The 19,939-nt window shown below is 58.8% G+C and carries 17 protein-coding genes; 11 read left to right on the top strand and 6 right to left on the bottom strand.

From position 1 onward, the window contains the following. Positions 1 to 153: 153 nt before the first annotated feature. Together WFK59_RS13140 and WFK59_RS13135 are read left to right on the top strand one after the other, a co-directional pair. Positions 154 to 1,050 (top strand): LysR family transcriptional regulator, encoded by an 897-nt coding sequence (locus tag WFK59_RS13140; protein WP_233985535.1) that lies wholly within the window; start codon positions 154 to 156, stop codon positions 1,048 to 1,050. 110 nt (positions 1,051 to 1,160) lie between these two features. Next, on the top strand, positions 1,161 to 2,399 hold the full coding sequence (locus WFK59_RS13135; protein WP_336755958.1) for an MFS transporter: 1,239 nt from the start codon (positions 1,161 to 1,163) through the stop codon (positions 2,397 to 2,399). Positions 2,400 to 2,420: 21 nt separating this feature from the next. On the opposite strand, the gene WFK59_RS13130 is transcribed toward WFK59_RS13135, so the two are convergent. Together WFK59_RS13130 and WFK59_RS13125 are read right to left on the bottom strand one after the other, a co-directional pair. After that, a complete protein-coding gene (locus WFK59_RS13130; protein WP_233985533.1) occupies positions 2,421 to 4,811 on the bottom strand; it encodes a glucose/quinate/shikimate family membrane-bound PQQ-dependent dehydrogenase in 2,391 nt (796 codons plus the stop codon). Between the two features lie 276 nt (positions 4,812 to 5,087). After that, positions 5,088 to 5,687, bottom strand: a complete 600-nt coding sequence (locus tag WFK59_RS13125) for a hypothetical protein (protein WP_233985532.1) — start codon at positions 5,685 to 5,687, stop codon at positions 5,088 to 5,090. 375 nt (positions 5,688 to 6,062) lie between these two features. Here WFK59_RS13125 and WFK59_RS13120 point away from each other — a divergent pair, with 375 nt between their 5' ends. Then, positions 6,063 to 7,304 (top strand): MFS transporter, encoded by a 1,242-nt coding sequence (locus tag WFK59_RS13120; protein ID WP_233985531.1) that lies wholly within the window; start codon positions 6,063 to 6,065, stop codon positions 7,302 to 7,304. A gap of 97 nt (positions 7,305 to 7,401) precedes the next feature. Here WFK59_RS13120 and WFK59_RS13115 read toward each other — a convergent pair whose 3' ends face one another. Next, on the bottom strand, positions 7,402 to 8,559 hold the full coding sequence (locus WFK59_RS13115; protein WP_233985530.1) for a Gfo/Idh/MocA family protein: 1,158 nt from the start codon (positions 8,557 to 8,559) through the stop codon (positions 7,402 to 7,404). A gap of 277 nt (positions 8,560 to 8,836) precedes the next feature. Between WFK59_RS13115 and WFK59_RS13110 the strand changes: the two genes are divergently transcribed. Both WFK59_RS13110 and WFK59_RS13105 read left to right on the top strand, forming a co-directional pair. Further along, on the top strand, positions 8,837 to 9,742 hold the full coding sequence (locus WFK59_RS13110; protein WP_336755957.1) for a BadF/BadG/BcrA/BcrD ATPase family protein: 906 nt from the start codon (positions 8,837 to 8,839) through the stop codon (positions 9,740 to 9,742). A gap of 40 nt (positions 9,743 to 9,782) precedes the next feature. Continuing rightward, complete coding sequence (locus WFK59_RS13105) at positions 9,783 to 10,898, top strand: ROK family transcriptional regulator (protein WP_233985528.1); 1,116 nt, start codon at positions 9,783 to 9,785, stop codon at positions 10,896 to 10,898. A gap of 56 nt (positions 10,899 to 10,954) precedes the next feature. On the opposite strand, the gene WFK59_RS13100 is transcribed toward WFK59_RS13105, so the two are convergent. Together WFK59_RS13100 and WFK59_RS13095 are read right to left on the bottom strand one after the other, a co-directional pair. Further along, entirely contained in the window at positions 10,955 to 12,046 is a 1,092-nt protein-coding gene (locus WFK59_RS13100; RefSeq protein WP_233985527.1) for an ABC transporter ATP-binding protein, read from the bottom strand. 12 nt (positions 12,047 to 12,058) lie between these two features. After that, positions 12,059 to 12,658, bottom strand: coding sequence for a GNAT family N-acetyltransferase (locus WFK59_RS13095; RefSeq protein WP_336755956.1), 600 nt, complete (start codon positions 12,656 to 12,658; stop codon positions 12,059 to 12,061). A 249-nt stretch (positions 12,659 to 12,907) separates the two neighbouring features. Here WFK59_RS13095 and WFK59_RS13090 point away from each other — a divergent pair, with 249 nt between their 5' ends. The 5 genes from WFK59_RS13090 to WFK59_RS13070 all read left to right on the top strand — a co-directional run bounded on the left by WFK59_RS13090 (position 12,908) and on the right by WFK59_RS13070 (position 17,730). Then, positions 12,908 to 13,108, top strand: a complete 201-nt coding sequence (locus WFK59_RS13090; RefSeq protein WP_233985525.1) for a hypothetical protein — start codon at positions 12,908 to 12,910, stop codon at positions 13,106 to 13,108. A 101-nt stretch (positions 13,109 to 13,209) separates the two neighbouring features. Beyond that, positions 13,210 to 14,550, top strand: a complete 1,341-nt coding sequence (locus tag WFK59_RS13085; RefSeq protein ID WP_336755955.1) for an extracellular solute-binding protein — start codon at positions 13,210 to 13,212, stop codon at positions 14,548 to 14,550. 57 nt (positions 14,551 to 14,607) lie between these two features. Continuing rightward, positions 14,608 to 15,480, top strand: a complete 873-nt coding sequence (locus WFK59_RS13080) for a carbohydrate ABC transporter permease (RefSeq protein WP_094122208.1) — start codon at positions 14,608 to 14,610, stop codon at positions 15,478 to 15,480. Further along, positions 15,480 to 16,295: a carbohydrate ABC transporter permease gene (locus tag WFK59_RS13075; protein ID WP_094122209.1), complete on the top strand. Its 816-nt coding sequence runs from the start codon at positions 15,480 to 15,482 to the stop codon at positions 16,293 to 16,295. Before WFK59_RS13080 ends, WFK59_RS13075 begins: the two co-directional genes overlap by 1 nt. Positions 16,296 to 16,398: 103 nt before the next feature. After that, positions 16,399 to 17,730 (top strand): glycoside hydrolase family 28 protein, encoded by a 1,332-nt coding sequence (locus tag WFK59_RS13070; protein WP_233988231.1) that lies wholly within the window; start codon positions 16,399 to 16,401, stop codon positions 17,728 to 17,730. 1 nt (position 17,731) lies between these two features. Here the strand turns inward: WFK59_RS13070 and WFK59_RS13065 are convergent, their stop codons facing one another. Beyond that, positions 17,732 to 18,802 (bottom strand): tartrate dehydrogenase, encoded by a 1,071-nt coding sequence (locus WFK59_RS13065; protein WP_262287796.1) that lies wholly within the window; start codon positions 18,800 to 18,802, stop codon positions 17,732 to 17,734. 64 nt (positions 18,803 to 18,866) lie between these two features. Between WFK59_RS13065 and WFK59_RS13060 the strand changes: the two genes are divergently transcribed. Further along, a complete protein-coding gene (locus WFK59_RS13060; RefSeq protein WP_233985523.1) occupies positions 18,867 to 19,808 on the top strand; it encodes a LysR family transcriptional regulator in 942 nt (313 codons plus the stop codon). Positions 19,809 to 19,939 lie beyond the last annotated feature (131 nt).

Below are 19,939 nucleotides of genomic sequence, written 5' to 3'. Positions count from 1 at the left end.
TGGCCTTCCCGCCAGATGAAACGCGCGGGAAGGTCGGCAGGCACGGCTCCGCTGTCTGATCCCATCCCTTCTTTTTTACTGACCTGCCGCCGTAAGCTGCCCCGAACATGCTAGTTTGATGCCAGAATCCTCAGGGTATCGGAGCGGTAACGCATGGAAAACAGTGCTAATTTAACCGCCATGCTGGTGTTTGCGCGGGTGGTGGAACTCCAGAGTTTCAGTGAAGCGGCGCGGGCGCTCGGCTGGTCTAAATCCCACGTCAGCCGCGAAATCTCCCGTCTTGAGCTGCGGCTCGGCATCCGGCTGTTGCAGCGCACTACCCGGCGACTGGCGCTGACCGAGCTCGGTCAGGCTTACTATCCCTATTGCGTCCGGATGCTGGCAGAAGTGCAACGGGCCGATGCCTTTGTCCAGCAACTGCATCAGCAACCGGCCGGTAACGTACGTCTGCAGGCGCCGGTGACCTATGGCTGTCAGTGCGTGGTGCCGGTGCTTAATCGCTTTCTGCGCCGCCATCTGCACATTAACGTCGACCTCGATCTGACCGATCGTAACCACGATCGGCTGGATGAGCAGGTGGATGTGGCCATCGTGATTCGATCCCGGCCACCGCAGCAGGGGCATTTTCGGGTGATCAGCGACATTGAGTGGGGACTGTATGCGGCACCGGGTTATCTGGCGCAGCGGCCTGCTATCGATCATCCTGAGATGCTGCCGCGCCATGACCTGCTGCTGTTTCATGGGCCGGCGCATACCGCCGCGCTGCCGTTTCGCCGCGACAAGCAGCGGCTGGCACTGGATGTCCGCAGCCGTTTTCGTGCCAATAACAGCATGGCGCTGCTGAACGCGGCGCTGGCGGGCAGCGGCATCGCCTATCTGCCCTCCTATATGGCGCAGGAAGCGGTCGCCCGTGGGGATATTCAGCAACTGCTGCCGGAGTGGCAGATGGATCGGCTACAGAGCTATCTGCTGCTGCACGACACGCTGCAGCCCGCTTCGCCAGTCAGCTTATTATGCGACACGCTGATCGCCGCGCTGGTTAGCCCGTGATTGTTGCTGTAGTGCAACAGTCAGCGCCACAAAGTAACTATCGTGCCGCCACTGTTGTTATCCGGCGCGCCTGGTTAGCCTGTATCCCTGATCAATGACGGGATATCTTTATGCAACAGCCAGCAGAAAAAGCAGAATTTCAGCACTGGAAGCGCAACTTATGGGTCTGTGTGCTGGGCTCATTCAGTACCATCGTGGCGATGACGCTGCTGCTGCCGTTTTTGCCGCTCTACGTTCAGCAGCTTGGCGTGCAGCAACCCGCCGCCATTGCGCGCTGGTCGGGGCTGGCCTATGGCGCCACGTTTTTCAGCGCGGCGCTGACCGCGCCACTCTGGGGCCGACTGGCTGACCGTTATGGTCGTAAGCTGATGCTGATCCGCGCCAGCCTCGGGATGGCTATCGCCATGTCACTGATCGGCATGGCGACCGCGCCGTGGCAGCTGGTGGCGCTGCGTCTGCTGGCGGGTTTGCTGGGCGGATACGCCTCCGGATCGACCATTCTGGTGGCGGCGCAAACGCCCAAAGGCCAGACCGGCTGGGCGCTGGGCATATTATCCTCCGGTATCATGGCGGGCAACGTGGTTGGGCCGCTGCTGGGCGGCGTGCTGCCGCCGCTGATCGGTATTCGCCAGACCTTCTGGTTAACCGGCGCGGTGATTTTTCTCGCCTTCCTGGCGACCACTTTTCTGCTGAAAGAGCAGCCACGCGCCGCCGCCTCGCCGCGGGAAAATTCCGCGCCAGCGCCTGCAGCAACACCGGTAAATCAGCGGCGGGTTTGGCTGATGTGGCTGTCAGGCATGTTGCTGATCTTCGCTACGATGTCGATTGAACCGATTATCACCCTCTATGTCGGCGAGTTTGTGTCGGGTAATCACCAGATAACGCAGGTCGCCGGACTGGCGATGTCGGCTGCCGCACTGGGCACGGTGATCGCCGCACCGCGGCTCGGACGGCTGGCGGACCGTGTCGGACACGAGCGGGTGCTGACGGCGGGCTTAGTGGTGAGTGCGCTGCTGCTGATCCCGCAGGCTTTTATTACCGCTGCCTGGCAACTGGTATTGCTGCGTTTTCTGATGGGGATGGCGCTGGGCGGACTGTTGCCCTGCATCACCGCTATTATCCGGCACAGCGTGCCGGGATCGCAGGTCGGACGGATGCTGGGCTATTCGACATCGGCACAGTATATCGGCCAGGTGACGGGCCCGCTGTTCGGCGGTCTGGTCGGGGGATCGTTTGGGATGCGGCCGGTATTTCTGGCGACCAGCGCGGTGATGCTGCTGTGCGGATGGCTGAACGGGCGGGCGATGAAAGATAGCGCGATCAAAAAAGGCGGACCGGAGTCCGCCTGATGTTAACCGCTGATGACAGGATTATTTCTGGTCTGGCAGCGCGTAGGCGATCACATAATCGCCCAGTTTGGTGCCAAACGAGCCGTGACCACCGGCCGCGATGACAACGTACTGCTTGCCATTCGCTTCATAGGTCATTGGCGTAGCCTGACCACCGGCTGGCAGACGTGCCTGCCACAACAGCTCACCGGTATCGGTGCTGTAAGCACGCAGGTAGTTATCGGCAGTTGCACCGATAAAGAACACTTTACCGGCGGTGGTGATCGGACCGCCCAGCATCGGCATACCCATTTTGAACGGAATCGGTACTGGCGCGCTGTCGCGGGTAGTACCAATACGCTGTTTCCACACCACGTTGTTGGTCTTCAGATCCACCGCAGAGACGTAACCCCACGCTGGCTGTTTACACGGCAGACCAAAGGGTGACAGGAACGGGTTCAGCTCAACACCGTAGGGAACGCCATACTGCGGCTGAATACCGGTTTCCGTGCCTGAACCCCCCTCAGCGCCTTTCGGCGGTTCGATCGGGTTGCCTGGACCACGAGGGATCAGCTTCGAGACAAACGGCAGCGCCATCGGGTTAGCAATCGCGATCTGACGATGTGGATCGACAGCGATGCCGCCCCATTCGAACATACCGAGGTTACCCGGGAACACCAGCGTACCCTGCTCAGATGGCGGGGTGAACGGACCTTCATAGCGCAGACGCTTGAAGATCACGCGGCACACCAGCTGGTCGTACATCGTCGCGCCCCACATGTCCTTATCCGTCAGATTCTGTTTCGGACGGAAGGTCAGCTCAGAGTAGGGCTGGGTAGCGGAGACGTGATCGCCTTTCGCCGCACCCTGCGGAACCGGTGTTTCAGGAGCCGGAACAACCGGCTTGCCGGTACGACGATCCAGCACAAAGATGTTACCGGTTTTCGCCGGCGCATAAATCACCGGTACGGTGTTGCCCTCTTTATCGGTGATATCAGCCAGCGTCGGCTGCGATGGCAGGTCCATATCCCACAGATCGTGGTGCACGGTCTGATAGGCCCAGACCAGCTTACCGGTGGTGGCGTTCAGCGCCAGCACGCTGCTGGCATAACGTTCCTGTTCTGGCGTGCGGTTACCGCCCCAGATATCCGGTGTGCTCACGCCCATCGGCAGATAGACCGTATCCAGTTTCGGATCGTACACCGCCGGTGCCCATGAGTTCGGGGAATTCATGGTGAAGGTGTGTTCATCGGCCGGTATCGCGTTTGGATCTTTCGCGCCCGGATCGAACACCCACAGCAGTTTACCGGTATTCACATCAAAACCACGGATCACGCCTGACGGCTCGCGGGTTGAGTAGTTATCGGTGACTGCACCCGCCATCACGATGGTGGTGTTGGTAATCACCGGCGGTGAAGTCGGCTCATACTGACCTGACGTGGTCACGGGCTGTTTGTGTTGCAGATCCAGCTCGCCGTTGACGCCGAATGACGGGCAGCGTTCGCCGGTTTCCGCATCCAGCGCAAACAGACGACCATCGTTGACCGGCAGATAGATGCGACGTGAGCAGAGCGCAGGTTGGCTGTTAGCTGCATCGGCAGCGGCCGGCACTTCATGATAAGAGACGCCGCGACAGGTGACGTGCTGGAAGGTTGGATTCACCTTCATGCCCGGATCAAATTTCCACTTCTGTTTGCCGGTAGCCGCGTCCAGTGCAAACAGGATCTGGTGTGGCGAGCAGAGGTAAAGAGTGTCGCGGATTTTAATCGGCGTCACTTCGTCGGTGATTTCACCCGGATCGTTGGCGGTTTTTAAATCACCGGTCTGGAACTGCCAGGCGACCTGCAGCTCTTTAACGTTCTGATGATTAATCTGCTTGAGCGGAGAGAAGCGGGTTCCCTGCTGATCGCGCGCATAAGCTGGCCAGTCACCGTCCGGAATGTTGCTCAGCGGCTGTGCCTGCGGGGCGTTGTCAGCGGTTTCCGGCAGCGTCCCGTTGATGACCTGCGGATCGTTGAACACGGCGTAAGCCAGTACCACCGCACTGGCGATCAGCGCCACGGCCATGGCACCCAGCGGACCTTTACCCACATTGTGCAGGCTGCGCCAGACAAACGGCAGCACCAGCCAGACGCCAAAGATCACCAGCACATCGGTACGCGGTGCCAGCGCCCAGAAGTCAGTACCGACTTCCCAGACGCCCCAGGCCAGCGTAGCCAGCAGCAGCAGGGCGTATACCACCAGCGCGGCGCTGTTTCGACGCCACAGCAGGAAAGCGGTGATCAGCATTGCTGCACCGCCGACGATGTAATACCAGGAACCACCAATGGCGGCTAACCAAATACCGCCAATCAGCATAAACGCACCCGTCAGCACTGCGAACAGCACCGTCAGGAAACGAATTACGCCAAAAGATGAGGAGTTTTTCCCCATAATATCGACCTCGTTTCGTTGCCATAAAACACACGAAAACAACCAGATAGGTTGTCTTCAGTTATCAAGTACAAATGATGAAGGGTGTTCTTAAATCTCTCTTCCGCTAAGTCAGACGATCCCTTTGTGTTAAATGTTATAGCAAAATTAGATCAAGGTTTGATTTTTTTAGCTTAAATCGCTTCACATACGAAGTCATACGACATTTTATGGGGGGTTATGAGACGTTAAGCGCACCGCCATGTGCCCTTAACGCCGGAAGGCAGGATTTGTGAATCAGCAGCTAATAAGTTCGCCATCCGAGCGTTGTTGTTGCCAGCCGCTGATATTAATCTCAGCGAACTGCTCCGCCGTTAAAGCTGGCGACTGACTGCGGACAATCACTTCTGCCCCTTTTTCCCGAAACGACGCCATAAAATAAGGGAAGGTGAATTTTTGATAATTATCTTTAAAGAACGGTTCGCTTAAAACAATACCGGAAAAGGGGAACGATTCCAGTAATCGCCAGTCGGCACCGGGTGGAGCAAAATCATACAGCCAGAAATTAAATTTCTCCGTTAATTCAAGCAGTGACGCGCCGTGCGCCACTAAACTGCGATAATTAATCCCTACCCGGACACGCGGGTCCTGTAAATGCAAATAGGCTTCCGGCAGGGCAATCATTCCCTGTAAACGAATAGCCTCAACCGGAATAATCATTAATGCTGCTTCAGTAGCAATTTGATTGTGTAGCGAAATAATGTTGTGTGTATTAAGTATATTACTGCTGTCCTGAGTTTGTTGAAGATAGGGAACGCTATAGCAAATGCCAGCGACTTGTCGCTCAACATGATGGATAGGTTCAGTCACATAGGGGTTATATAAACTGTTTTTCATTATCTCTATGAAATGCAATATAAAAGGTGGTGTTGATAATTATTGATATAAAAAGTCGCATTTTTCTGAACGCGTGAATAAATATAGATCAACTGCTTATTCCAAATCACCCCTTTGTTGCCGGAAAAAGTAAATAAAGCCGATATGAAAGAGAAAATTATTCCTTTGGCGTCTGATGATTACCTGGAATATATTCAACAGTAAGGACCAATAGGCTGGTAATTATCAGGGCAGATCCCGATGAGACCCGCTGGCCGTGCAGGCAGGCAAGGCTGACGCGGCCGGTCCGCGCATCCTGACCCTTATCATGCCGTCAGACTGCACCAATAACACCGCGCAACAACGCGGGAATCATCACTTAATATGGGATAGAACATGGGATTGATGGCACCGGCAGCAGAAGAGTCGCTGTGGCGACACCGGACGTTTGTCGCATTCTGGCTGGCACGCACCTGCTCGTCGTTTGGGTTTCAGATGTTTTCAGTGGCGATCAGCTGGCAGATTTACGCACTGACCAACAGTGCGCTGGCGTTAGGCATGATCGGTCTGATGCAGTTTCTCCCCTCGGTATTGCTGGCGCTGCCGGCCGGACATCTGGCCGATCAGTACGATCGGCGACGTATCGTGCTGTTCGGTCAGCTGGTGGAGTTTGCCGCACTGCTGGGGCTGGTGGTGCTGACGCTGTTTCATTCGGTCGATAAAACCGCTTTGTGGGGACTGGTGTTTATGATTGCGGTCGCCAAAGCGCTGGAGTGGCCCGCCATGTCCTCGATGCTGCCATCACTGGTGCCGCCGTCGATTCTGGCGCGCGCGATGGCGATGAACTCGGTGGGCGGGCAGGCGGCGGTGATTGTCGGACCGACCCTGGGCGGACTGCTCTACGTGGCCGGTCCTGAAGTGGTTTATGGCGTCTCCGGGCTGTTCTATTTTATCTCGCTGACGCTGGTCGCCCTGCTGCGCTATCAGCGACCCAGCCAGCCGCGGCTGCCGATGAACATGAAGAACCTGTTTGCCGGGATTCACTTCATCCGTGAGCGCAAAGATGTGCTGGGAGTGATCTCGCTGGACCTGTTTGCGGTGCTGCTGGGCGGTGCCACCGCGCTGCTGCCGATCTTTGCGAAAGATATTCTGCACACCGGACCGTGGGGATTAGGGATGCTGCGCGGTGCGCCGTCGGTAGGCGCGCTGCTGGTGGGGATCTGGCTGAGTCGTCACAAGCTGGACAAGCATGTCGGCATGATTATGTTCGGATCGGTGGCCGGTTTTGGCGTCGCGACGCTGGTGTTCGCGCTCTCCAGTCAGCTCTGGCTGTCGCTGCTGGCGCTGGCCGCGCTGGGCGGATTTGATATGGTCAGCATGGTGATTCGCGGCGCGCTGGTGCAGCTCGATACGCCGGATGCGATGCGCGGGCGGGTCAATGCGGTGAACGCCATTTTCATCAACACCTCTAATCAGCTGGGGGAATTTGAGTCGGGGCTGCTGGCGGCCTGGCTGGGAGCGGTACCGGCAGTGGCGATTGGCGGTATTGGCACGCTGGTGGTGGTGGCGCTGTGGATGAAGCTGTTTCCGCATTTACGGCGGCGTCAGAAGCTGGAGAACGACGTCGATCCGGCATAAAAAAACCGGCCCGCAGGCCGGTTACAGTCAGGTTCCAGTCATACCGCTAGTCACAGCCTGTGGGGCGACGGGGGAGGCCGACCCGCAGGTAGGGCCATCAGGCCCCGGTTTTTCCCAGGTTGGCGTCAAATGTTTGCCAGCTTTCACGCATGTCCACTACGCTGCGGGTTTTGCGCGCCTCATCGATTTTTATCGCGGTGAGGCCCGCTTCCAGCGCGTCCACCACTGAAACTTTCAGCGGCGTTCCCTGTTTAATGTGTTTGACGATCTCTTCCGCCATCAGCGCGTCAGCGCCGTAGTGGCCATCGTAAGCATTGCCGCTGTAGGCGGTATCGATCTCTTTCTCGCCGCTGCGCGCGTTGTGAACGCGGAAGTAGTTACGGACGAAATCGCCTTCAGCCATGCCGTCAGTGCCGATCACGCAGAAACGGCGGAACTCATCCGGCACGTTGAGGTTGGCGTGAAAGGCGAGGGTGGCACCGCCGGCATATTCAATCAGCGCGGTCTGGTAATCGACAATATCGGCGTCGCTGTCGAATACCGCATCGGTACTGGACCAGCCGCTGGGCTTGATGTGATACACCTCTGCGTCGGCGGTGATTGCACCCTGCGGCGCATGGGCTGGCGTAAAGGATTTACGGCCACCAAAGCTGGCAACCCGCACCGGACGCTGCTGCATTAAGCCCTGATAAAGATCGATGTCGTGGCAGCATTTTTCCAGAATATAGGGGCCGGCGTACTTTTCCAGCCGCCGCCAGTCGCGCTGGAAGAAAGCGCCGTGATACGGCTTGATATGTTCCGTGGCTTCAATCGAGGTGATCTCGCCCAGCCGGCCAGCGTCACGCGCCGCCAGCAGATCGTGATAGAGCGGGGAATAGCGCAGCACCAGACCGACCAGAATGCGCGCCTCGCCATACTGCCGCACCAGCTTGGCCATCTCCATGGTCTGCTGTTCATTGATCACCACCGGTTTTTCCGTAAACACGGTGTAGCCCGCTGCCAGCGCCTGGCCGACATGCTCAAGATGCAGAAAATTGGGTGAGCCGACCAGCACCACATCCATACCGCCGTGCTGCAACAGTGCCTCAATCGACTCAAACGACTGGCCCGGATCGATAGCGAAGCTGTGCAGATTGGGCAGTCCGGCAGGTGCCGGGTCGTAATAACCCACTACCGAGAAGGCGTCGTCGGCGTTGTTAAACTCTTTAATCACGTGGGACAGACGAAAGCCGAGACCGATAATGCCTACTTTCATGTTAAACCCCTGATGCTGAATTCGGATGATGCAGAGCCCGCCCGTCGCCCGGCGCGGCTGTTGATAATCTGACCATCAACTTATTACGACAGAAAAAGTAATGTCAATATCCGCCTGCGCGTTTTGCGGGGTGTTTTGTGTTATCTCTATGTAAATTAACAAAAAAGAGCCAATCTTTTATTGCCATATTTATTTGTTATTGCGATTTAAGTTTTTTTACCCTATCGTTCGCTGATGATGGCAACAACTCTTAATCAGTGGAGGCGGGAGGAAGCGCGTGCAATCACACTATCTCCTTGGCATTGATGGCGGCGGCACCCAGTGTCGTGCGCGGTTAACCGACCTTCAGGGTACGGTGCTGGCGGAAGCCACGGGCGGACCCGCCAACGTCTGGTCGCAGTATGAGGCGGCGCTGGCCTGCGTTGAACAGCTGATTGATCGGGTATTTTCCCTGGCCGGATTAACGCCGCAGGCGCTGGCGCAGACCTCACTGGTGGCCGGATTAGCCGGTGCCAACGTCGCCTCGGTGCAGGCGCGTCTCTCCGGCTGGCAGCCTGCCTGTGCCGCATTGCAGGTGGTCAGCGATGTGGAAATCGCCTGTGCGGGCGCGCACGCCGGGCAGCCTGGCGCGGTATTTATTATTGGCACCGGCAGTCAGGGCGCGGCCTGGGATGGCGAGCGCTTCACGCTGCTGGGTGGCTGGGGCTTTGCGCTTTCCGATCAGGGTTCCGGCGCGGAGCTGGGTCGCCGGGCGCTGCGTCTGGCGCTGCTGGCCCACGAGGCGATGGTTGAACACAGCGCATTGACGCAGCAGCTGATGGCGCAGTTTGATCACAGTCCGGAAGCCATGCTGCTGTGGACCCGTACCGCCGCGCCTGCCGACTGGGCGCGCGTGGTACCGCAGATTTTCGCGGCGGCCAGCGCCGGTGATGACCATGCGCAGGCGTTGCTGCAGCAGACCGCAGCCGATATCGGCATGATGGTGCGTCGTCTGACCGCGCTGAGCAATGGACGGGTCGCACTGATGGGCGGGCTGGCCGCGCCGGTTTACCGCTGGCTGGCGACCGATATTCAGACCCGGCTGGTCACGCCGCTGGGTGACGCGCTGAGCGGAGCCTTAACGCTCGCCCGGACGCTGGCTGCCGGCGACCAGCCCGCTCCCTTTACCCCATCACTGACCTGAAGCCGGTTCCCCAGCGTCAGTGCGTCAATCTGAGGAATTTATGACCGCTCCCAACGTGACTGCACGCATCCTGCGGTTGATTGTTGAAAATGCGCCGATTAGCCAGTCCGACCTGAAAGTCCGCAGCGGGCTGAGCATGTCGACGGTTTCGCAAGCGACCAATCGCCTGCTGGCACAAGAGATTGTGCAGGAGCTGGGACTGCGGCGCGTGTCGATGGGGCGGCCAAAGACGCTGCTCGGACTCAATCCCGATCGTGCCAGCGTCATCGGCATCCAGCTCAACGCAGAGCGTAACCTGATCGTCATGACCGATCTCAGTGGCAATCTGCTGGGTGAACAGCAGATGCCGCCGGGCAGCATGTCCCCACGCCAGCTCGGTGATGCTCTGGCGAAATTTCTGCGCGGGGTGGAAGAGAAGCGGGTCGGGGCCATCGGGCTGGCGTTATCGGGACTGGTGGATGCCGAAAATGGTTACTGCATCCGCTCGAAGGTGCTCGACTGGGATAACGTTCCCATTGCCCGCCAGCTGGAGGAACGTTTCTCGCTGCCGGTGTTTATTGAGAATGACGCCAACGCGATGGCAATGGCGGCACTGGTGTTTGGCCAGCTGGGCACCGCCCAGTCGGCGGTGATTGCCACCTACGGTAAAGGGATCGGCGCCGGGATTATCCTTAATCGTCAGCTCTATCGCGGTCGCCACGGCAAAGCGGGCGAGATCGGTAACGGGCTGGTCGGGGATGGCTCGCTGCGCCTGCTGGAAGATGTGGCCTCCTCGCGCGCTATTTTACAGCGGGTGGCGGAAGACGAACCGGCCACGCTGACCTTACAGGCGCTGGATCAGCGCCCGACGCCTGAGGTGCTGGCGGCGCTGGAAGAGGCGGGACGGGAATTAGGGATTTCGCTGGCGAACCTGTCGGTGGCCTACGATCCGGACGTGGTCTATCTGGCGATGGAGCCGCATATGGCGTCACGCATTCTGCTCGACCACATCACCCAGAGCTTTCAGGCTTACCGGCTGAAACTGACGCCACATATGACGCCGCTGCAGTTTCTCACCGAATCCAACCGGATGTGGGCACTCGGCGCGGCCGGCTTTGCGGTGAATCGTCTGCTCGACCTGCTGGCCGCCCAGGCGGATGAAGAGCCGGTCACCTGACCGCTTCTGCCAGCAAAACGGGCGCCGAAGCGCCCGCCGATCGTCACCTCTTCGCCCTAACGCAGGCGTAATCCCTGCTGATCAAACAGCAGGCAGTGGGCGGCGGAAATCCCCAGTTCGACCTGCGCCCCCAGCTCACGCTGATGCGCCTCACGCTCTTCCACGACCAGCATCTGCTCCCGGCCAATATCGAGATAGAGATAGTTGGTATGGCCCAGCATCTCGCCATAGGCCAGCTCGCCGTGAAAGCGCAGTGCGTCCGGCGTCTGCGCGGCGGGCTGAAAGTGTTCCGGACGAATGCCGAGCGTCACGGTTTGTCCTTCCTGGCACGGCGCGGCGATGTTCAGCACCAGGCCATCTATCTTCAGTTCCGGCAGCCGCAGCTGCACTTCACCGTTTCCGACCGCCGCGATCTCCGCCTGCAGGAAGTTCATCTTCGGCGAGCCGATAAAACCGGCGACAAACAGGTTATCCGGGTCGTGATAGAGCGTCAGCGGCGCGCCGACCTGCTCAATCCGGCCCTGCCGCAGCACCACAATCCGATCCGCCAGCGTCATCGCTTCCAGCTGATCGTGGGTCACATAGATCATGGTGTTGCCCAGCGAGGCGTGCAGCCGGGCGATCTCAATCCGCATCTGCAGGCGCAGCTCGGCATCAAGGTTTGAGAGCGGTTCATCGAACAGGAAGATTCGCGGATGACGAATAATCGCCCGGCCAATCGCCACGCGCTGCCGCTGCCCGCCGGAAAGCGCGCGTGGCAGACGGTCAAGCAGTTCGGTCAGGTGCAGACGGGCGGCGGTCTGCTCAATGGCCTGGTTAATCTCCGCCTTCGACTTCTTCATCACCTCAAGCGGATAGGCCAGGTTACCGCGCACCGTCATGTTGGGGTAGAGCGCATAGGACTGAAACACCATCGCAATGCCGCGCTCGGTGGCGGGCTGTTGCGTCATGTCCTTTTCCTCAATCAGCAGCTGCCCGCTGCTGATCTCCTCCAGCCCGGCGATCATCCGCAGCAACGTCGATTTACCGCAGCCGGATGGGCCGACAAAGACCACAAATTCCCCGCTGTTGATCGTCAGATCGATACCATGAATCACATTAACGTGCTCGTAAGACTTCTTCACATTCTGCAAGCGCAGGCTGGTCATCGGCTACCTCACTCAGAGTAACTGGCCCATGTAGATGGCGTTGCTGCGCATAATCGGGGTGAATCCCATGCGCTGATAGAAGGCGCAGACCTGCTCGTTTTGCAGGCTGACGCCAAGATGAACGCCGCTGACGCCCGCTGCCCGCAGCGCCGCCAGCTCATGCTCAATCATTTTGCGTCCCCAGCCGCCTTTCTGTGCGGCCGGTAACAGGTTGATATGCAGGTGAGCGGGCCACTGGGTAACCAGCGCGTCAGCCGCACGATCGGGATGGCGAATGGCGTCGAGTATTTTGTCGTCGAGCGGGGCGTCGGCGCGGCGTTGCTGATAATGCTGCTGTAGCAGCGGCCACCACTGCGTTTCCAGCTGCGCCTCGAAGGCGCGGGTATCGGGCGCGGCGACCACATAGCCCACTACCTCACCGGCGCTCTCCAGCACAAACGCAAAATCGGGTGCGAAGCGCGCATAAGGCACGGCAAACCGCTGGCCGGGATAGTCGGGATCAGAGTAGAGCGCACGGGCATCTCCGCCCGCATCCGCTGTTTCCAGGCAGATACGGTAGAGCGCCGGATAGTCCGCCGGGGTCGCCGGACGAATGACACCTTGATTCGCCATGGTGAGTTCTCATGAGTGGATGAAGGGGACAGTGACAGAGGCTGCCCGCCGATAAAAGTTACGTTAATGAAAGTGGACTTAGTTTTCAAGATAGAATAATTACCTTATCGCACTAACCCCCCTGGTTCAGCAAACTTTACCCGTTTCTCACTTCACAACTGTGATCGCCAACACGCCCGGCGCACGGCACTTGTCTGTGCTTTGACGGCTGGAAAAAACAGTAAACTGTGAGCGTGATAGGATTTTCATATGTTTTATCAGGCAGTTATTTTGTCAGAATGGCGCTGGAATATCATGCTGCGTGCAGGCTGCTTCAGCCTCTCTCACCGTGGCAATCCTTCACCCGGCCAGCGCAAACGGCTGATTTTAGCCGCAGATCGCTGTTTATTTGCGCGCGCTCACAGCGTTGCAATTTCACCAGCTGGCTGTTTGACTTTATTTTTTTATTAAAGTAAGTATGAGTGAGTGCATTTTCTATGCGGCTTCAGTCTGCGGGATGGCAGGCGGTGAGATGAAGGGATGCCGATCCTGGTCTGGAGAAGGTGAGCATAATGTCTGTTTCCTCAGTTGGTTTGTTCCGGGTTTGCAGTCTGGGTCGACTTTTGGCGGCGGGCTTGCTGGCGGGCAGCGTTGCCCACGTCGCGCAGGCTGCCGTTACCCTGAATGAGTGGGATATCTATAACTATCCGCAGCAGACCGCGGCGGTGGATGAAGGTATCAAAGAGTTCACGCAGCAGAATCCAGGCATCGTGATTAACCGCTCGGTTCACTCATTTGAAGACACGCGTATTCCGCTCAAGCTGGCACTGACCGCAGGCGACGGTCCGCAGATCGCCCAGGTCAATCAGGGCGGCGGTGATATGGGATCGCTGGTCAAAGATAAGCTGCTGGTGCCGCTGGACAGTTACGCCAGCGCAGATGGCTGGACCACCCGCTTCCCCGACTCGATCCTCAAACGTAACCGCTGGTCAGACAGCGGCGAGTTCGGCAGCGGAAAACTGTACGGCGTTGCCAGCCTCGGCGAAATGGTCGGACTCTACTACAACAAAGCGTTGCTGGATAAAGCGGGAATCGCGGTGCCGAAAACGCTGGCCGAGCTGGAGAGTGCGATGGCGAAGCTGAAGCAGCAGGGCACCGCGCCGATGATGCTCGGTCTGCTGGATGGCAACATGGGTCAGCAACTGCTCAGCACGCTGTGGCAGGCGCAGATCGAAAGTCATGACCGCAAGACGCTGGATAATCTGATCTACGACGTCGGCGGCAGCTTCAAAGATGACAAACTGGTTAAGGCCGCCAGCATGATGAAGAGCTGGACCGATAAAGGCTACTTCTTCCCTGGCTTCCAGGGCATCGGTCACGATGATGCCGCCACGCTGTTCCAGAACAATCAGGCGGCGTTTCTGGTGAGCGGCACCTGGTATCTCGGCCAGTTTAAAGATAACAAAGATATTCACTTTGCCGCGATGCCGGCCGGTGAGGGCGTGAAACAGCCGCTGATGGTCGGCGGCACCGATCTGGCCTTCTCGGTGACCAGCACCGCGAAGGGCAAAGAGCAGCAGGATGCGGCGGCGAAGTTCATCAACTATATGGTGTCAGATGCGATGGCAGACCGCTGGCTGAAGGTGGGCTTCCTGCCCGCCAGCACCAACAAAGCCGCCAAAATGCCGGCGGACAATCCGCTGCTGGCGGAGGCGTATCAGGTCTGGCTGACGCTCAACGACTATGACGGTTTAGGCCACTACGTGGACTGGGCGACGCCGACCATGAATGCCGAACTGAACCAGAACGTGCAGTTACTGCTGGCCGGGCGTCAGACTGCCGATCAGATGGTGCTCAATTTCGATAACAACTATCAGCGTTACCTGAAAACCCTGAAAACCCTGAAACACTAAGCCGGTGGCCCGGCGCACCGCCGGGCCTGAGCGTCGTTCTGAGCCACGAGTACGGTTATGTTGAATTTAAGCGGTTGGCGTAATTTTCTCTATGTTCTGCCGGCGGTGCTGGTCTATGCGGTGTTTCTGCTGTTGCCGCTGCTGGCCTCGCTCGGCATCAGCTTCACCGAATGGGACGGCACCTCGCTGCCAGTGTTCAGCGGCGTCAGCAACTATCTGCGGATGTTCAGCGATCCGGTGTTCTGGATCGCGCTGGGCAATAACGCCATCCTGATGCTGTTCTACACCCTGTTGCCGATTAGCATCGGTCTGCTGCTGTGTAGCTTTTTGTATGACACCCGCAACAACAGCGAACGCAGCGTGCTGCGCATCCTCTTCTTCCTGCCCTATATCATGCCAATGGCGGTGCTGGGCGTGGTATGGCGCTGGCTCTATAACCCGGCGTTTGGCCCGATCGATCAGCTACTGCGGGCTATCGGTTTGCCGCAGCTGGCGATGTCGTGGCTCGGCGATTTTACCTGGGCGCTGCCGGCGGTCGGGTTGGTCGCCACCTGGTACTTCTTCGGTTTCTGTCTGGTGCTGTTTATGGCGGGCCTGCAACGAATGGACCCTTCGCTGCTGGAAGCGGCCGATCTGGATGGCTCGTCGCGTCGCCAGAAGTTTATGCGCATTACCCTGCCTGGCCTGCGGCCTGAGGTGCGGATTGCCCTGTTGCTGACGGTGATCGCCAGCCTGAAAGCCTTTGACCTGGTCTATGTCATGACGCAGGGCGGACCGGGTACGTCGACCATGGTGACCAATATCTTTATGTACAAGCAGGGGTTTGACCTGCACTACTTTGGCTATGCCTCGTCGGTGGCGGTGTTCAGCATGCTGATTGTATTAGGGATTAACTACCTGATTCACCTGGCCTTAAAGGAGCGGTACTGATGCGTAGTACGCCGGTGATTTCACGCGCGCTGATCTGGATCGTGGCGCTGATGACCATTCTGCCGTTTCTGATGGCGCTGATGACCTCGTTCAAAACCCAGATGGAGTTGTTTCAGGGCGTCTTCACGCTGCCCGCCTCGCTTAATTTTAAAAACTATCTCACCGCCTGGCAGCAGGGACATTTTAACGTCTACTTCCTCAACTCGGTGCTGGTGGTGATCCCGGTGGTGCTGTGCAGCGTGCTGCTGGGGATTCTGGCCGGATTTGGCTTTGCCTGGCTGAAGATCCCCGGTAAAAAGGCGATCGCGGCGATGCTGGCGCTGGGCATGGTGCTGCCGAGCGAGGCGTTTATCATCCCGCTCTATCACGAGCTGCGCTGGATGGGGCTGACCAACACCTATCTGGCGCTGATCCTGCCGCAGATTGCGCTGTCGCTACCCTTTACCACCCTGATGATCGCCAGTGCCTTTCAGCAGGTGCCGAAAGAGCTGGTGGAAGCGGCGGTGATGGATGGGGCTTCGCGGGTCAAAATTCTGTGGGGCATCCTGGTTCCGGCGATCTGGCCAACGCTCTCCACGCTGGGTCTGCTGCTGTTTATCTGGACCTGGAACGAGTTCCTGATCCCGCTGATTCTGGTCAACAAAGATGAGCTGCGTACCCTGCCGATTGGCATGATGTTCTTTCAGAATAAAAACACCATCGACATTCCGGTGCTGATGGCGGGCGCGATGATTGTGATTATGCCGCTGGTGGCGGTGTTCCTGATTTTCCAGCGCAAATTTATCAGCGGTGTGACCGAAGGTGCCGTGAAGTAATTTGTGAGCGTCGGCACGGAACGGCGCAATGGCGACCAGACAAAGGTTTACTGCGCCGCAACGTGCTGCAATTCCTCCTCCTCAATCCTGCGGGAGACGCATGATGCACCTTTCCCTTGCCGATTTTCATCCTGCCGCCGACGGCGAAACGCTGGATACCGCGCGGCTGCAACGCGCCATGGATCAGATTGCCGCGGCCGGTGGTGGCCGCCTGACGCTGCCTGCCGGACGTTATCGCAGCGGCTGTCTGACGCTGCCCTCTGATTTTGAACTGCACCTCGAAGCGGGTGCGGTGTTGATCGCCAGCCAGCGGCTGGCCGATTATCAGCCGGTACAGGCGCTGAGCAGCGCTGAGAAGTCACACAACGTGCTGCTCTACGCCCTGGGCCAGCGCAACATTACTATCAGCGGCACCGGTCGCATTGATGGCGATGGCGAAGCCTGGTTTGCCGCCGAACGTGATGAGCAGGGCTATCGTCTGCCGCGTGCCGACCGCCCGCGTATCCTCGTTTTTGAAGATTGTGAGCAGGTGAGGCTGGAAGATTTCACCATCGTGCAGGCCCCGATGTGGACGGTGCATCTGGTGAGCTGCCGCCATGTGCATATCGATCATCTCACCATCGACAACGCCATGACCATGCCGAACACTGATGCGCTCGATATCGACAGCTGCGAAGCGGTGTTTGTCAGTAACAGCTACCTCAGCGCCGCCGATGATGCCATCTGCATCAAGACCACCCACAAGCCTGCGGCGCTGCGGCGTCCGGCGCGGCAGATTATGATCACCAACTGCCTGCTGCGCAGTTACAGCTGCGCCTTTAAGATCGGCACCGAAACCTGGGATGATGTGGAGGATGTGACGGTGACCGGCTGCACCATTTTCGATTCCAATCGGGCGATTGGCATTCTGTCACGCGACGGCGGGGCGATGCGGCGTCTGCTGTTCAGCAATCTCACTTTTGCCTGTCACCATGCGCCGCCGTGCCACTGGGGTAAAGCCGACCCGCTGTTTATCTCGGTGCGGAGTCGCGATCCGGCGATTGCGCCCGGTATCGTGGAGCAGGTGCAGTTCAGTAATCTGACGGGCGTAGCAGAAGGGGCGATTAACCTGCATGCGGCGCAGCCGGGCTGGATCCGCGATGTGCTAATCAGCCAGGTGCAACTGCGGCAAAGCGTGGCGCAGGTGGCGCAGGGTCAGTATGACATCCGGCCGCCGTGTAATCCCGATTCACCGACCGGCATGGGGCTGGATAACGCCTATAAGCTCGATCCGAAAACCGGCGAAGCCTTTGGCGTAGAGCGCTATCCCGGCGGTCTGCCGGGACTGTTTGCGCGCGGCGTGGAGAACCTGCAACTGCACAACCTGGCGATCGTGCGGCCGGAGCCGTTACCGCCAGGCTGGCATCCCGACAGCGTGGTGCAGCTGCCGGACTAACTCACAGCGCGGCGGCGATGGCACTGCCGAGCTGTTCGGTGCTGGCGCTGCCGCCGAGATCGCGCGTCAGATGCTCACCGGCGGCCAGCGTGCGTTCAATCGCGTCTAACACCGCGTCACCCGCCGCCTTGTAGCCCAGATGCTCCAGCATCATTGCCCCGCACCAGATCTGCCCAATCGGGTTGGCGATGCCTTTACCGGCGATATCCGGCGCAGACCCGTGTACCGGTTCAAACAGGCTCGGGAAGTGGCCTTCCGGGTTGATATTGGCCGACGGCGCGATACCGATGGTGCCGGTACAGGCCGGACCGAGATCGGAGAGGATATCGCCAAACAGGTTGCTGGCGACCACCACATCAAACCAGTCCGGATGCAGCACGAAATTAGCGGTGAGAATATCGATGTGATACTTATCGACGCGAACCTCGGGGAACTGACCGGCCATCGCCTCAACCCGGCTATCCCAGTAAGGCATAGTGATGGCAATGCCGTTCGATTTGGTGGCGGAAGTCAGGTGTTTTTTCGGGCGGCTCTGCGCCAGCTGGTAAGCAAATTTCAGGATGCGATCGACCCCGGTGCGGGTCATCACCGTCTCCTGGATCACCACCTCGCGATCGGTGCCGGGGAACATAGTGCCGCCGACGCTGGAGTATTCACCTTCGGTATTTTCGCGCACCACATAGAAGTCGATATCACCCGGCTGACGGTTGGCCAGCGGCGCTTTAACGCCCGGCATCAGGCGCACCGGACGCAGATTGACGTATTGATCGAACTCGCGGCGGAACTGCAACAGCGATCCCCACAGCGAAACGTGGTCAGGCACCACCTCCGGCCAGCCGACCGCGCCAAAGTAGATGGCATCAAACGCTTTCAGCTGCGGAAACCAGTCGTCGGGCAGCATCTTGCCATGCTGCTGCCAGTAGTCGGCGCTGGCGTAATCAAACCACTCCCAGCGCAGCGGAATATTGAATTTTTCCGCCGCCGCATTCATCACGCGGATGCCTTCCGGCATCACTTCTTTGCCGATACCGTCGCCAGGAATTACGGCAATACGATGGATTTTGTCAGTCACAGGGCACCTTTCCGGTTGATGTTCGAATTGTGTACGCAGTATAACTGTCGATTCCGGGGAAATAATGAGCCTGAAACGCAATCCAGTGTTGAATCAAAGTAGAGAATCCCGCACCTCAACCGACGACCTGGCTTTCTTCGTGCGGCTTGCCGCGCTGGACAGCCTGACCGCCGCCGCCCGTGAACTCGGGCTATCGCTGGCTGCCGTCAGTAAACGACTGAGCCAGCTGGAGCAGCGGCTCGGGGTACAACTGCTGCGTCGCACCACCCGACGGCTGGAGCTGACGCCGGAAGGACGCCGTTATCTGGCGGGCGCGCGTCCGTTGCTGGATCAGCTGGCGGCGCTGGAAGAGGCGGTGAGCGGCGAGACGGCGCAACTGCGCGGCACGCTCAACATTAACGCCTCGTTTGGATTTGGCCGTCGCCATATCGCTCCCTGCGTGTCGGCGTTTGCCGCGCTACATCCGCAACTCTCACTGTCACTGCAGCTCACCAGTCAGCCGCTCAATTTTCTCGATGCGCACATGGACATTGATATCCGGGTCGGCGAACCGCCCGACTCGCGGCTGGTGGCGCGAAAGCTCCGCACCAATCCGCGCATTCTCTGCTGCTCTCCGGCCTACGCTGCCCGACACGGCCTGCCAGAGACGGTACGCGATCTGGCGCAGCACAACTGTATTCTGCTGCGCCAGCACGACAGCGATTTCACTCTGTGGCGGCTGACGTGCGGTGAGCAGAGCCTCAGCCAGAAAGTGCGCGGCAGCCTGGTGACCAATGATGGTGAAGTAGCGATGCGGCTGGCGATGGATGGACACGGCATTCTGCTGCGTTCGTGGTGGGATGCGCAGCACAGCATTGATGCGGGCGATCTGCTGCCGGTGCTGCCAGACTGGCAGGCACCAGATGGCGATATTTTCGCGGTCTGGCAGGCGCAACGCCAGCTGCCTGCGCGCATCAGCGCCTTCGTTGCGTTTCTGCAACAGCAACTGCTGCCGGTCGGAGCGTGACGCTGCGATGGCGGACCCGCTACCGGCATACAGTGCAAAATCCGCAATGGCGACGGTAGTGCCGCTGCGTTTACATCTTTTTTTCTAATGCGTATGATTCTCATTCTTTTTGTTCTGAGCCTTCCCGCCGC

Origin of the sequence: Pantoea sp. USHLN298, assembly GCF_037149395.1 — a bacterium.
Classification (GTDB): Bacteria; Pseudomonadota; Gammaproteobacteria; order Enterobacterales; family Enterobacteriaceae; genus Pantoea; species Pantoea astica.
This window is presented reverse-complemented; position numbering and strand designations above follow the sequence as displayed.